11 protein-coding genes are annotated in these 14,555 nt (G+C 46.1%); all 11 read right to left on the reverse strand.

Going from position 1 to position 14,555, the window contains the following annotated elements; translation table 11 throughout:
- Positions 1–138: 138 nt before the first annotated feature.
- Positions 139–930, reverse strand: coding sequence for a DUF1338 domain-containing protein (locus tag AB4274_RS06215; RefSeq protein ID WP_010435216.1), 792 nt, complete (start codon positions 928–930; stop codon positions 139–141).
- Between the two features lie 213 nt (positions 931–1,143).
- A complete protein-coding gene (gene astD, locus AB4274_RS06220) occupies positions 1,144–2,601 on the reverse strand; it encodes a succinylglutamate-semialdehyde dehydrogenase (RefSeq protein WP_372111350.1) in 1,458 nt (485 codons plus the stop codon).
- 39 nt (positions 2,602–2,640) lie between these two features.
- Positions 2,641–3,660 (reverse strand): arginine N-succinyltransferase, encoded by a 1,020-nt coding sequence (gene astA / locus AB4274_RS06225; protein ID WP_372111352.1) that lies wholly within the window; start codon positions 3,658–3,660, stop codon positions 2,641–2,643.
- A 107-nt stretch (positions 3,661–3,767) separates the two neighbouring features.
- Positions 3,768–4,979 carry an aspartate aminotransferase family protein gene (locus AB4274_RS06230; RefSeq protein WP_210442161.1) on the reverse strand — a complete coding sequence of 404 codons (1,212 nt, stop codon included), beginning with the start codon at positions 4,977–4,979 and terminating at the stop codon, positions 3,768–3,770.
- A gap of 464 nt (positions 4,980–5,443) precedes the next feature.
- Positions 5,444–6,022 (reverse strand): aminodeoxychorismate/anthranilate synthase component II, encoded by a 579-nt coding sequence (locus AB4274_RS06235; RefSeq protein WP_048605375.1) that lies wholly within the window; start codon positions 6,020–6,022, stop codon positions 5,444–5,446.
- A 200-nt stretch (positions 6,023–6,222) separates the two neighbouring features.
- Entirely contained in the window at positions 6,223–8,817 is a 2,595-nt protein-coding gene (locus AB4274_RS06240; protein WP_372111354.1) for an ExeM/NucH family extracellular endonuclease, read from the reverse strand.
- A 385-nt stretch (positions 8,818–9,202) separates the two neighbouring features.
- Positions 9,203–10,219: a tryptophan--tRNA ligase gene (gene trpS, locus AB4274_RS06245; protein ID WP_016796005.1), complete on the reverse strand. Its 1,017-nt coding sequence runs from the start codon at positions 10,217–10,219 to the stop codon at positions 9,203–9,205.
- Between the two features lie 150 nt (positions 10,220–10,369).
- The gene (locus AB4274_RS06250) at positions 10,370–11,056 is read right to left on the reverse strand and encodes a phosphoglycolate phosphatase (RefSeq protein ID WP_017061120.1); all 687 of its coding nucleotides are present in this window, start codon (positions 11,054–11,056) and stop codon (positions 10,370–10,372) included.
- A gap of 102 nt (positions 11,057–11,158) precedes the next feature.
- A complete protein-coding gene (gene rpe, locus AB4274_RS06255) occupies positions 11,159–11,833 on the reverse strand; it encodes a ribulose-phosphate 3-epimerase (protein ID WP_010435263.1) in 675 nt (224 codons plus the stop codon).
- 200 nt (positions 11,834–12,033) lie between these two features.
- A complete protein-coding gene (locus tag AB4274_RS06260) occupies positions 12,034–12,882 on the reverse strand; it encodes a Dam family site-specific DNA-(adenine-N6)-methyltransferase (protein ID WP_017061122.1) in 849 nt (282 codons plus the stop codon).
- A gap of 69 nt (positions 12,883–12,951) precedes the next feature.
- A complete protein-coding gene (locus AB4274_RS06265; protein WP_372111357.1) occupies positions 12,952–14,478 on the reverse strand; it encodes an SPOR domain-containing protein in 1,527 nt (508 codons plus the stop codon).
- Positions 14,479–14,555: the final 77 nt, after the last annotated feature.

A 14,555-nucleotide genomic window follows, 5' to 3' on the forward strand; every position in this document is an offset into this window, starting at 1 on the left:
AGCCGCGATGAACCTTTTTTGTTTTCTAAAGATCTACAAAGAAAATACGAATGAAACACCTACAGCTTCGAAGCGCAAACACTCTCGAAGCGAAGCCTATCTGCATCTTTAGGGTAAAGTCCGTACTCGTATCTTTCTTTAACCGTTAGTGCTTTCGAAGATCTTGTCAGCCGATGCTGCCACAAAACCGGTATAAAGCTCACCATTAGCCATCGCATAACGCTTAGCGAACTCATAGAAGCCTCCAGGAATCATCTCATTGCCCTCAACAAATGAAACTGGGACTTTATCTGCCATTGTTGATGATTGCTCTAATAAGACCTCTGGAGAGCCTTTAACCTGGCCACCAGATGCATTGATCGTGAAGCCTGATTCGCTCAAATAATCATTCACTGCCTGCACTTCATCAAAAGCATCGAGTTGATTAACGCTCACTGTAAAGTGGTTGGCACCGTAACCATGAGCTGCGAGCCAAGACGCGTATTCACTCTCTTTTGCAAGCACTTGGAAATCTGCGAAGCTCAAGTCCCATAGACGACCACCAAACAAGAATTCATGGCCTTGAAGCTTGCTTACGTCGACTTGCTCAACCAACTTAGCAACGATCTGTTGCAAGTCACTTGAACACTCTTCGACCTTCAACTCACTAATGAACACTTTAGGTTGATTTGGATCTGGGTGCTCGTAATGCTTCGCTACTAGCTTCTTACTCTCAAACAAGTAATCGCCACACGCTTTATAACCTAGCTCAAGGAAAGGCTTAGCCAATGTTTCAATACCTAGCGGAGCAACATTGAAAGTACGCAGTGCAATGTGATCATTAATCAGAGCTTCGTCTTCTTTCAGCAAGTGATGTACTTTCTCAGCCGATGGACAAAGCCTGTGAATGTAATCGTCCCAAAGTGATTTAAAGAGTAGATCGGGCGTCATGGTGACTCCTTGTCAAAGGTTCTAGCAAGCTAGTAATTTGGATAAGAGAGGGAGAGGCTGAGACACAGAGTCAGCAGCCATCAGCCTGTGACATACTTTTTCTATTATTATCTACCGCCCAATCTAGGTGTCGGACGTGATGGAAAAGGAAAGCGATAACACCACTTCCCTATTTCAAGCTTAACGCATGAGCCTAAGACTCATTAGCCTAAATTAAAGCTCAATACCCGGGCTAAACGTTGCTGGAAGTTGAGTTTCACCGCCTTCCATTGAAGCCATAGGATAAGCACAGTAGTCCGCCGCATAGTAAGCACTTGGGCGTAGGTTGCCTGAAGCACCCGGACCACCAAATGGTGCATCACCACTTGCGCCTGTTAGCTGACGGTTACGGTTAACAATACCCGCACGGATATGGTCAACGAAGTATTCCCATTCAGAATCATCTGTTGATACAAGACCCGCAGACAAACCAAAACGAGTGTCGTTCGCTAACTCAACCGCTTGCTCTAGTGACTGGTAACGAACAACTTGTAGCAATGGACCGAAGTACTCTTCATCCGGCAGTTCAGCAATATTGGTTGCATCGATAATGCCCGGAGAAACAAACGCCGCTTGACCCGCTTTTGCTTCTACTAGGCTGACACCACCTAACGATTGCAGATTAGCTTGCGCGTCTAGAATAAATTTAGCGGCAGCTTCAGAGATCTGAGGGCCCATGAAAGGAGCTGGTTCCGCGAAAGGCTGATCGACACGAATCTTTTGCGTAGCTGCGACCAGTTTATCTAGAAGCAGATCGCCCTTCTCGCCAACAGGCACATACAAGCGACGAGCACATGTACAACGCTGACCAGCACTGATGAACGCCGATTGGATGATAGTGTATACCGTTGCGTCTGCATCACCGTATTGGTCGCTGATCACCATAGGGTTGTTGCCGCCCATTTCTAGTGCCAGCATCTTGCCCGGTTGGCCCGCGAATTGACGATGCAGGATATGACCGGTATTGGCACTACCTGTGAACAGCACGCCATCAAGGCCTTTAGCATCAGCCAGTGCGATACCTGTCTCTTTGGCACCTTGTACTAGGTTAATTACGCCAGCAGGAAGGCCAGCTTCTTGCCATAGTTTCATCGCAAACTCACCCGTCCAAGGTGTCTGCTCTGACGGCTTAAATACCACGGTATTACCCGATAGCAGTGCTGGAACAATATGACCGTTAGGTAGATGACCAGGGAAGTTATAAGGACCAAATACTGCCATTACGCCTAATGGACGATGACGCAGTACAATTTGGTTGCCTGCAGCTTCACGTGAAGCTTCACCAGTACGTTCATGGTAAGCACGAATAGAGATAGCAATTTTGCCCGCCATCGCGCCCGCTTCAGTACGCGTTTCCCAAATCGGTTTCCCCGTCTCTTTTGCAATAATTTGTGCTATTTCTTCGCTGTTCTCTTTAACTTTCTCAGCAAAATTCAACACGATCGCTTCACGCTCGGCAAAGCTCAGTTTTTTCCAAACTAAGAAGGCTTCACGAGCCGCTGCTACTGCAGATTCAACCTGTGCAGGAGTTGCGCTATCACCCTGCCATACTACTTCATTATTGTATGGGCTTACTGATGCCATGGCGTCACCTTGACCTGCCACCCATTGTCCTGCTATCCACTGAGTCATACTTCTATCCTTAAAATCTTCGACAGATAATCACTGCTCTTACTGAGCTAACATGCGAACGAATTCGCCTTCTTTTACTTCAAGAGCGCTTGCTACTTCAGATGATAAAATCACTGTGTCACTTGCTTGGTCATACGCACCTTTCGCAGCGACTGCGCGGAAGTTCTCGAACGAGGTATTACCAATTAGGAAGTCTTTAGAACTGGAGTGCTCTGCAATTTTTACTTGAGCACGAATCGCATAACGTACCGATTCAATGTTTCTTAAATCACATTCAACCGTTGGCCCCGCATCAAAGATGTCAACGTAGCCTCGGTTAGTGAAACCTTCACGTTCCAGCAACTTAAGTGCAGGGCGCGTATTATCATGTACCTCTCCGATCACCGCCTGAGCTTCTTTGCTCAGCAGGTTCACATAGATAGGTAGCTTCGGCATTAGGTCAGCAATGAAGCCTTTCTTACCAATACCGGTTAGGTAATCAGCAAGCGTGAAATCAATCGAGAAGAAGTGCTCTTGCAGCCATTGCCAGAAAGGAGAGTTGCCTTCGGCATCCGATACACCACGCATCTCAGCAAAAATCGTTTTTGAGAAACGCTCTGGGTGTTCCGCCATGATCAAAAACCGACACTTCGACATCAAACGACCGTTCAAGCCGCCACGGAAATCTGGACGCAAAAATAGCGTACAGATCTCACTGCACCCGGTGTAGTTATTACCGAAAGTCAGTAGCTTAACGACGTTGTTCACGCCTAGCTTTTGTGATGAGTGGACTACTTTGCTGATGTGGTAAGAATAAAACGGTACATCCCAGCCAATGGAAGCTTCGATACCCGTTGTACCAGCAACTTCGCCAGTTTCAGCGTCGAAACCCACCATTAGGTAGCCTTCATCACCGGGCTCGGTCACGCCTTGTTTCGCGAAGCTATATTCAGAGTGAGTAATACGATTGGTTAACAGTTCTTCGTTAACCGGAAGAGATGTGAATCCATGTCCTGACTCAACAGCGCAGGTATGCAACGCGTCGTAATCAGATAGTTTAATTGGGCGAACAACTAGCATCAATATTCCCTCCAGATGCAAAATAGGCCCAAAACCAGAAGCTTGGGCCTTTAGCAGAACGTCATGGGATCGCTCTATTGGCGATCATTCCTATGACGCCGCTCAGGCTAAACTAGCGTAGCGATTGCTTTGTCTAGTTTTGATAAGCCTTCTTCAATTTCTTGTGTAGTAATAACCAGTGATGGCGTGAAACGAACCACGTTTGCACCCGCAACCAGTACCATCAAGCCTTGTTCGCCTGCTGCTACCAATACGTCACGTGCACGGCCTTGCCACTCTTCGTTAAGTGCAGCACCTAGTAGTAGGCCTTTACCACGAACTTCACTGAAGATTTGGTACTTGTCGTTAATCTTAGCTAGACCATCGCGGAACAGAGCTTCACGCTCTTTCACGCCAGCTAATGTTTCAGGTTGGCTAACCACATCAACAACCGCCTCAGCAACAGCACACGCCAGTGGGTTACCACCGTAAGTAGAACCGTGCGTACCAACTTTTAGATGTGTCGCGAGTTCAGTGGTCGTAAGCATTGCACCGATAGGGAAACCACCACCTAGAGATTTAGCCGTGCTTAGAATATCTGGTGTCACACCTAGGCCTTGGTAAGCGTAAAAGTTACCGGTACGACCATTACCCGTTTGCACTTCATCAAAGATAAGCAGTGCATTGTGTTTATCACACAGTTCACGAACCGTGTTCACGAATTCAGACGTTGGAGAGATGATACCGCCCTCGCCTTGCAGAGGTTCCATCATGATTGCACAAGTACGATCAGAGATGTGCGCTTCTAGCGCTGCAATATCGTTGTAAAGCAGGTGAGTCACATCGCCCGGTTTAGGACCGAAACCATCAGAGTAAGCTTCTTGACCACCAACCGTTACGGTAAAGAAAGTACGACCGTGGAAACCTTGTTTGAATGCAATGATTTCAGATTTCTCAGGACCGTGAACATCCGCCGCCCAACGACGAGCTAGCTTCAATGCTGCTTCATTCGCTTCTGCGCCAGAGTTGGCAAAGAATACTTTTTCTGCAAAACATACGTCGGTTAGCTTTTTCGCTAGACGCAGCGCAGGTTCGTTGGTCATCACGTTACTTAGGTGCCAAATCTTGTTTGCTTGCTCAGTAACTGCGTTAACCATTGCCGGGTGACAGTGACCCAAACAGCTCACAGCGATACCACCAGCAAAGTCGATATACTCTCGGCCTTGTTGGTCCCAAACGCGTGCGCCTTCCCCTTTTACTGGGATCATTTCCATTGGGTTATAACAAGGCACCATCACCTCATTAAACAGACTACGTTCTACTTTATTTTCCACTGTCATCGTACATTCCTTCTCGATACCGCAAGCTTCGCAAATAAGCGTAATGGTTCATAAGTGAGACAAAGATATTTTGTCTCGCCATAATCCCGCTGCAGCATTATATTTACATTTAATTAACCTTTTCAATAGTAGATTATTCTTTAGCCATCCCTCACAACCAGCTAAACGTCACTACCTATGACTATTTATGCATCAATTAATCTGTTTTATGAAGCTTTTTTTACCTAAACGTATGACTAGTAATAGCAAAGCCTTACTGGCACAGCGGTATATAGGGTTCGAGAGGAAATAACGCGAATAATTTTGCATAGGCTAAAAACTTAGCGAAGCGAGAGAGAAATGTTATAAAAAGTGATCGGCGTCAGAGGGAGAGAGACGCGTAAAGCCCGAATTTAAACGCTTAACGAATGGGCTGACAGGTTTAACTGGCTTATTTAGGCGGAGAAAGGGTCAAATTTAAACACTTAGCGTGCTAGGAAGTTAGCGAGAAGTTGGTGTCCTTGCTCTGTTTTAATCGATTCAGGGTGAAATTGCACCGCATCAATCGGCAAGGTTTTGTGTTGATAACCCATGATCTCATCCATGCTGCCATCTTCAAACTCCGTCCAAGACGTCAGTTCAAAGCAATCTGGTAGCGTGCCATTTTTCACCACTAGTGAGTGGTAACGTGTCACGGTCAATGGGTTGTTCAATCCCTGAAAAACACTCTTGCCATTGTGGCGTATCGGAGAGGTTTTACCGTGCATCACTTGTCTGGCTCTCACCACTTCACCACCAAACACTTGGGCAATGGCTTGATGACCAAGACACACTCCTAAGAGCGGCAGTTTACCAACGAAGTGTTCGATGACTTGTAGAGAAATGCCCGCATCATCCGGTGTACAAGGACCCGGCGAGATAACAAGATGACTAGGATTTAGCGCTTCGATGCCCGCAATATCAATCTCATCGTTGCGAACAACTTTTACAGTTACCCCTAACTCACAGAAATACTGATACAAGTTATAGGTAAAGGAGTCGTAGTTATCGATGATAAGTAACATGGGTCGAAATCGTTTGCTAAATACTAAAGGATTGGGAGATATAGGGGCGGTATTGTGCAATACCCATAGCGAAAGGCAAGTGGAAACTGCATTTCGCCAATAATTAAGGCCAACCTAAGTTGACCTTAATTGTTTACAGATAGCCTTAAGTTACCTGAATTGGCTTGCTTGTATGGCTTGCCAATCTACTTACGATTTAGCTACTTGCGACGACGCCACATTACTAGACCAAACAATGACATCAATGCACCCAAGCCGAATGAACCGCCGACTCTGAGCTCAAGAACCGCAGGATCATGATCCGATGAACGGAAGTGATCTTGGTACTTAGGCAGATCGCCTTTATACTCTTCGTTGTAGTCAAACAACGTCGATTCGCCACCGTTAATGTGCCAGTCAGTTGCATCCACAACCATGTCTTTCAGGCTGTCGCTGATCAACAGGTGATCCAGTGCGCCCACTTCGTCATTGTATGAGTAGCTCCAGCTGTCTGGGTGCTTTTGAGCCACAGCATTAATGTAACCGTAGTTCTTAGTAATCACCGCGCCGTTATCACCAAACTGTTCAACACCATCAATGTAAGTGTTACGAGCCGCTTTGATTTGCTTACCGTATTTCTCTTCAGAGTAATCCGTTAGCACCAGCATTGGATCTTCCATGCCGTACGAGTTCATATCACCCAGGATCACTTTGTGACCTTTGATACCATCGAGCGCTTCACCCAGTGCCACCGCCGCAGCTACGCGGAAGTTCTCACATGAGCCTTGCTTGTCGGCATCAACACCACCTTGACCACCCTGTTCAACCGGTGCTGCATCTTCCCAACACTTAGAGCCTTTAGATTTAAAGTGGTTAATCGCTACGGTCAGTTTCTCTTTGGTACCTTTGACCTTGAAGGTTGGCGCTAATGAGTCACGCTGGTAGTTCTTACCGTCCTCAATCACCTTACCTGAATCGTCTAACACCTCTGGTGCTTGTTGGCTTGGCATCGCGATAACGCGGCTGTCTTTTAGCTTAACTACCTTCTTACGGTAAATAACACCCGTTGTGATTACGTCAGTACCAATCGAGTCCATCTCGTCGGTTACGCCATCTTCATTTGAATCAACAGCGACAAACGTATAACGGTCTTTCTTACGCTCAATGCGATCATTCAGCTGGTTAACAAGCTGTTGAATCGCTGAACCTTCACCAAAGCCGTTGTTCTCAATTTCCATCAAACCAATGATGTCAGCGTCTAGACGAAGAATCGCGTTCACAATCTTCTCTTGCTGCATTTCAAACTCAGTGATGGTGTTCGCGCCACGGTTGTTGCCGTGCTGGTTCGCGTCACCGCCAAATGGAGAGTTGAAGTAGTTCAATACATTGAAGGTCGCAATACGCAGGTCACCTTCATCCATGTCTGGTTTGTCAGTACGTGGGTCGTTACGAACGAAGTTTTCAGCCGAGATCTGGTTAGTCGCAATTAAACGGTATTCACCGTAGCTGTAAGTCAACACACCTTCTAGGCCGACAATGGTGTCATCGATACGGATGTAGTCTTCGGTCGAACCATCTTGGTCGATGTCGGTACGGCCAAAATCTGGGTAGAAAGGAACTTGTCCGTCACCCGCTTTTTGATCCGTTTCAACGAAAAGGCGACGATCAGCGTTGTCTTCTGTTTGTTGTTTCGCTTCATCAGAACCGGCAGCAAAAAGCTGGTTCGGCTGCATGTTGATACGCTCATGGGCTAATACCATGTTGTTACGACGACCTGCGTAGTCATAACCGAAGGTACGCGTCACACGCATATCAAGCGCTTCGGTTGTTTTCACCAACATGCCTTCGTAGCGTTCAAGCGTTGCAGCGAAGTTCTCGTCACTGTCTAGCACTTCTATCGCCGTCGCTTCAGGTGCCTGCTGCTCGCCCTGTTTTAGCCATTGGTTGTTTTCTACTTTCAGCTGAGTGTGGCTGTAGTATTCTTGAACCTTGCCTTTCACACACACTACATCACCGGCTACTAGCTCTGAGCTCGACTGGTTGGTATGAATAAATAGACCCTCAGAAGTGCTTGAGTTGAAATCATCCTCAAGTGCTTGCAGGTAGAAGCCTTTAGTTAGGCCTGTTGTTACCGCACTTACCACACCTTTTACGAAATATTCATCGTCGGTGATGTACGGGTAGCCATCGATGAATGGCGATGTAGCGCCCTCACCTTGGATTTCTTGAATGGTGGTGAATACTGGGTCAGAGCCATCTTGTGTACAAGTGAAGGCTTCTGGCAGTTCAACGCTGTCTAGTGAACCTAGGCCTTCAATGCTGTCTTTTGGTAGCGATACCCATTGTGAAGCATCAAACGTCGCAGAAGGTGTTTGTGTCGCACGAACCAAAGTAACATCTTTGCCCCAGTCCACATCGCCCATCAAACCAACAACATCATGCACCGAACCATCTGCATTCAAGATAGCTAGCGGGTCGTCACCATTATGATTGGCGATAGAGGCATTAATGATGTCAGCTTGAGCTTTAATCTCATCACTCGCACTAGAATGTGCGACCACGAGTACTTCACCGGGTGCTAAAACGTGTCCATCTAAAGGTAAAGTGGCACCCCATGATCCGTTGCCATTGGCAGATTTCACCAATGAGTAACCATCTAAACTAATGCTGCTATCGCCACTATTGGCAATCTCAACCGCTTTGTTATAGCTGCCGCCTTCCACATATTGTGAAATAAACAAATCAGCGTGTGCGCTTGTAGTTAACAAGCTACCAATTGCCACTGCTAGCAATGAAGGTTTGTGTAAAAGAGCCATCCGTTTCACCTGAGTTCATCGAGTTATAGTCACTGCCATCTATGGGCAGTCATGTATTTTGTGGTAACTATCAGGTTTATTTATGAAAGGAATAAGTCAGTTGGCAAGAAAATGAGGAACTTATCACTTTGGAATCATCAATTGTTTGGCACGTTATATATTTCCAACATATATAGAAACGAGTGTAATTTTATAAAGCTTGAGGGTACCAAATAAGATCATCTGCACAGCATTACAGCGATGGATATGCTAGCTAAATACTGGGTAAATTATCAATTCAAACAAGGGGGTTTCGAGGAAGGCAAATGGAATGGGCATGAAAAAGCCCAAAGTAAACAACAGCTACTTTGGGCTCAAATTCTCAAGCGAGTTGTGTTAGTTCACCCTATGGGCGAGTAACAAAACCTACTGCTTCGTATGCTTTTTTCAGTGTCACTGCAGCACGTTCAGAGGCTTTTTCAGCACCGGCTTTCATTACTGCGTCCATGTAGGCACGGTCAGCACGGATACGGTGATATTCAGCTTGAATCGGCTCAAGCATCTCAACCAATGCTGCGCCTACGTCTTTCTTGAACGGACCGTACATTTCAACGCCTTGGTACTGCGCTTCGATCTCTTCGAACGTTTTACCCGTCGCTGCAGAGTACAGACCCATTAGGTTAGAGATACCCGCTTTGTTTTCCCAATCGTGAGCAATGCGTGGTGGTGTTTCTGCATCGGTTTGCGCTTTGTTGATCTTCTTGATGATCGACTTAGGCTCTTCTAGCAGAGTAATCACGTTCTTACGGTTGTCGTCCGACTTAGACATCTTCTTCGTCGCGTCTTGCAGGCTCATTACACGTGCATTCACTGTTGGAATGTAAGGTTCTGGTACTTGGAAGATTGGCGTTTCAGGACCGTAGATGTTATTGAAGCGAGTTGCGATATCACGCGCTAGCTCTAGGTGTTGTTTCTGGTCGCTACCTACAGGTACTTGGTGAGCACCGTAAAGCAGGATGTCTGCAGCCATCAACACTGGGTAGTCGTATAGGCCTACGTTTACGTCGTTTGAGTGACGTGCAGACTTATCTTTAAACTGAGTCATACGGCTCAGTTCACCCATTTGTGTGTAACAGTTAAGAAGCCAACCAAGTTGAGCATGCTCTGGTACGTGTGACTGAACAAATAGCGTGCTCTTCTTTGGATCAACACCGACAGCAAGACAGATTGCTAGTGCGTCTAGAGTCGCTTCATGCAGTGCTTTCGGATCTTGGCGAACCGTAATTGCGTGAAGGTCTACAACACAGTATTGGCAATCGTAATCATCTTGCATCTGTTGCCATTGACGTAGAGCACCCAAGTAGTTACCGATACTTAGTTCACCAGATGGTTGAACACCACTCAATACGATGGGCTTGCTCATGGTTTTAATTCCTTTGCTTATTCGCTAAGTTTATTGAACGCTTAGCTTCTTAACTTAAATATAGAAAAGCCGTACAGCTCTTCTGTACGGCTCATCCAGTGTACTCATTGATAAGTATTTTGCTAGTAGGTTAGCTAACTTTTGTCCGCTTTATGCTGAAACTAGAACGACATCTAGTAATTGCGCGACGTTATCCGCGACATAGTCAGGGTTTGATGCTGAAATCGGCTCGCCGTGGTTATAACCGTAAGTCAGACCAAACGAGTGACAACCTGCATTCTTAGCCGCTTTAATGTCGTTGCTTGAATCGCCAACCATCAACATCTCTTCCGCTTTTACATTGTGCTTTTCTAGCAACCAGTTCAGAGCGACTGGGTTCGGTTTTTTCTCTGGGAAAGAGTCGCCACCCAACACATCAACAAAGTACTTATCAATACCGTGTTGCGCCAGTACGTCTGGTACAAACTTCGATGGCTTGTTGGTAACCAGCGCCATAGTGAAGCCGGCTTTATCCAGCTCAGCCAGCGTCTCTTTAACCGATGGGTAAAGGTGACTTAGCTTGTGACCGCCCTGCTCATAGAAATCATCAAACAGGATGCGTGCTTTTTTCAGTAGCTCTGGCTCTAGGCTTGGGTCAACCGTCAAGTTACGGCTGAGTGAACGTCCGATAAGAACATCAGCACCATTACCTACGTAGTCGCGAACTTGTTCTTCGCTCACTGAAGGGAAACCCAACTCCTGACAAGCTTGGTCAGCAGCAACGGCCAAATCAGGCACGCTGTCTAACAAGGTTCCATCCAAATCAAAGGCGATCAGTTTTATTGAGCTTAATGACATCTTACTTTCCTATTTATTATGTTCGTCTTATGAGTTGAGCTATAAGACGTAAAAAAGGGGCAAATTAGCCCCTTAATATTCAATCTATCTGTAGTTTTACGATTATGCGTTTACTTTTGCAAGCTCTGCACGCATCTCATCAATCACTTCTTTGTAATCTGGTTGATTGAAGATAGCTGAACCCGCAACGAACATATCTGCGCCCGCTTCTGCGATTTCACGGATGTTATCAACCTTCACGCCGCCATCAATCTCAAGGCGAATGTCACGGCCTGACTCATCAATCAGCTTACGAACAGCACGTAGTTTATCTAGCGTGTGCGGAATGAAAGATTGACCGCCGAAGCCTGGGTTCACAGACATCAGTAGAATCATGTCTACTTTGTCTAGGATGTAATCTAAGCAAGAAAGCGGCGTTGCAGGGTTAAGAACCACACCCGCTTTACAGCCGTGCTCTTTGATGAGCTGTAGAGTGCGATCGATGTGCTCTGAAGCTTCAACGTGGAAGGTAATCATTGATGCGCCGGCTTTAGCAAACTCAGGCACGATGCTGTCTACTGGCTTAACCATAAGGTGAACATCGATAGGAGCCGTAATACCGTAGTCGCGCAGCGCTTTACAGATAGGCGCGCCAAAAGTCAGGTTAGGTACGTAGTGGTTGTCCATCACATCGAAGTGCACAACATCAGCACCAGCTGCGAGTACTTTTTCTACGTCTTCACCAAGACGAGCAAAATCTGCAGACAAAATCGATGGAGCGATTAGAAAATCTTTCATACCAAACCTCTTAAGAGTGAGTAAATTGCGAATATCACCGCCTTGTGACATCTCATATACAAATACAAGACTCAATTCCAAGACTATTTGGTGTGCAATTCTACCTAAGCAACTAAGCAGATCCTAGCAGTTCGAAAGATTAGTTTATGAAAGTACCCGTTGGTCACTCAATTTAATGAGTTCGAGGGTTATGTTGGCCGCTACAATTCTTCTGAAGCGTGTTGCTGGTTTTTCTCTTTATGAAAAAGTGCCAGTAACTCATCGACTTTATTGCGCCCTGCGCCATTACGGCTAATGGTGCGCTTAACCTTGACCACGTTCAGTTCTGCACCATGGTATAAACGGCGCGTTAAGGTGGTGTCATGGTTTGAGATCAAGACAGGGATGCCTCGTTCCATCGCTGCTTTTTCAGCAACATCCGCCAGTGCAGCTTGGTCATCTAAGCTAAAGCCATTACCTGCGTAAGAGGTAAAGTTTGCCGTGTTCGACAGTGGTGCGTATGGAGGATCGCAGTAAACCACACAGCCTTTGCGCGCGCGGCTAAAGGTTTCATGGTATCCCTCACAGACGAAGGTGGCTTTTTTCGCTTTCTCGGCAAAAAATTCCAGCTCAGCTTCTGGGAAGTAAGGTTTTTTATAAGAACCAAATGGAACGTTAAAACCGCCCTTCTTGTTGTAACGACATAGGCCATTGAAGCCAAATCGGTTCATATACAAGAAAGCCAATGAACGATACATGACGTTATCTGTACCATTGAACTCAGCGCGAATATCTAAGAAGGCTTCTTTACGGTTGTTCTCAGGACAGAACCAGCGCTTCGCTTCCGTGATATAAGTTTCAGGATCGGTTTTAAGCAGGTTGTACAGGTTGATAAGATCGGGATTGATATCTGCAAGCAGGTACTGTTCAAAGTCAGTATTCAGAAATACTGAGCCGGCACCGACAAACGGTTCTACCAATTTACGAGCAGGTGGCAGGTGACGTTGGATGTCTTCAACTAGGCCATATTTACCACCAGCCCATTTTAGAAAGGCACGCTGCTTTTTCATTTACTGCTCTATCTATCAACTCAAAAATAAGGCTGCGGAATGTAACATATTTTGAGGCTAAGCTCAGGGTTATTTCGCACGTTCTATCTCTCGATGCACTTGATTCATCGATTTTGCCCAAGGTTCCAACTGTTGAAGGGGTTTTGATAACGCACTTACCGCGTCTCTCGCCACTTGAATCGTTGGGTAATCTTGATAAGTGATAATAAACCACTTGGTGTCGTTGCGAAGTGTTGGGTAAATACGAACCTTGTTCTCAAGGTCATACTCTTCAATGAAAGACTGTACGTCGTCCAATGAGGTCATCGCACTCAACTGCAAAGTATAAGCTCGCGGAGAGATAGCTTGTAACTCTTCGCGAGAAAATGAGAATGTAATTTTCTTAGTCGGTGGCGTGGACTGTGTTAGGTCTGTTGCTTCATCGGCTGAAGGCTGTGACTCCACTTTGTCTGCATCTGATTGCGAACTCACCGCGACACCTGTGTTTTCTTCAACAGCAGCATCAATCGCACTGGTATCGGCACTTTCAGGTTTATCATCAAGCAAGGCATCAACCACATCAGAGGTGATTACGACACGCTGCTGATCTTGTTCGACTTCTCCAACACTCGCGGTATCTTCAACGACAGTCGGTGGCAAAGATGAACTGTCGTCATCAGCACCTTGATAACTCATGTCAGCTTCGGCTTCAGAATCGTCCATTCCGTCGATTCCGTCGATTCCAGCTTGCTCGGTACCACTTTCCACTTCAAAAGTTGGGATAGCTGTCTGTTCAATCGGAGCGATAAGAGATTGCGCTTTATCGTCAGGGGTTGGTTGACTGAACATCCACCAATAACCACCACCAATTAAAATCAACAGCAAGGCCACCACAATCGCGATATTGATGGGTGAGCCAATAATTGAGCGAATAATAATCCTTTTTTCCACTTTCAATTCTCCTAAAGCCATTAACTCACCGGGCAGAGGTTGCGCTTTATTAAACGCACGTCGCACGCAAGTTTCAGACTCATCATCAACATATCGAATCACCAGTGATTCAAAGAAATGTTCAGCTTCTGGTTGCGAAAGGTCATCGATCTCAAGATCGATAGGTTTGTGTTGTTGACCGTAGCTCAAACGCGTTAATAACGTATCTAAGTGGCCAGGTTCCGAGAAGAGAACGATATTGATCGTCCATTGAGGGTTTGATTGAGCTTCCAGTACCAACATCCATAATTCGGATACCAATAGCTCAGAAAGTCGTTGGGCATCATCAACGACGATAACCACATTACACGGTTCTCCATCCAGTAACCTTGTTAGGCTATCCGATAAAGAATCATGTTGATTAAACAGGGGATCAGAAACAATTTGGCTAAGAATGAGCGCACGGCGTTGTTGATCGTCTTGGCTTGGATGACAAAGCAGTAAACACTGATTTTTTTCTGTCGACCATGCTTCAAGATAACGCTGAGCCAACCAAGATCGGCCAGAGCCAGCTTTGCCCGCCACCGTCACAAGGTTTGAACCAAAGTTAGTCAAAAGCTGTAAGCGCTCTAGCAGCTCAACTTGAGATTCTAACTCTAATACTCTTAATTCATGAGCCAAACTCATTGGGGATCCCTACTGATAAGATCGATCAGTAAAACGCTTCAGTTGCCTAGAGTTTAGCTAGGCAACCTCACAACCAA

The sequence above is a fragment of the Vibrio sp. 10N.261.55.A10 genome, from assembly GCF_041470825.1.
GTDB classification, from domain to species: Bacteria; Pseudomonadota; Gammaproteobacteria; order Enterobacterales; family Vibrionaceae; genus Vibrio; species Vibrio crassostreae_C.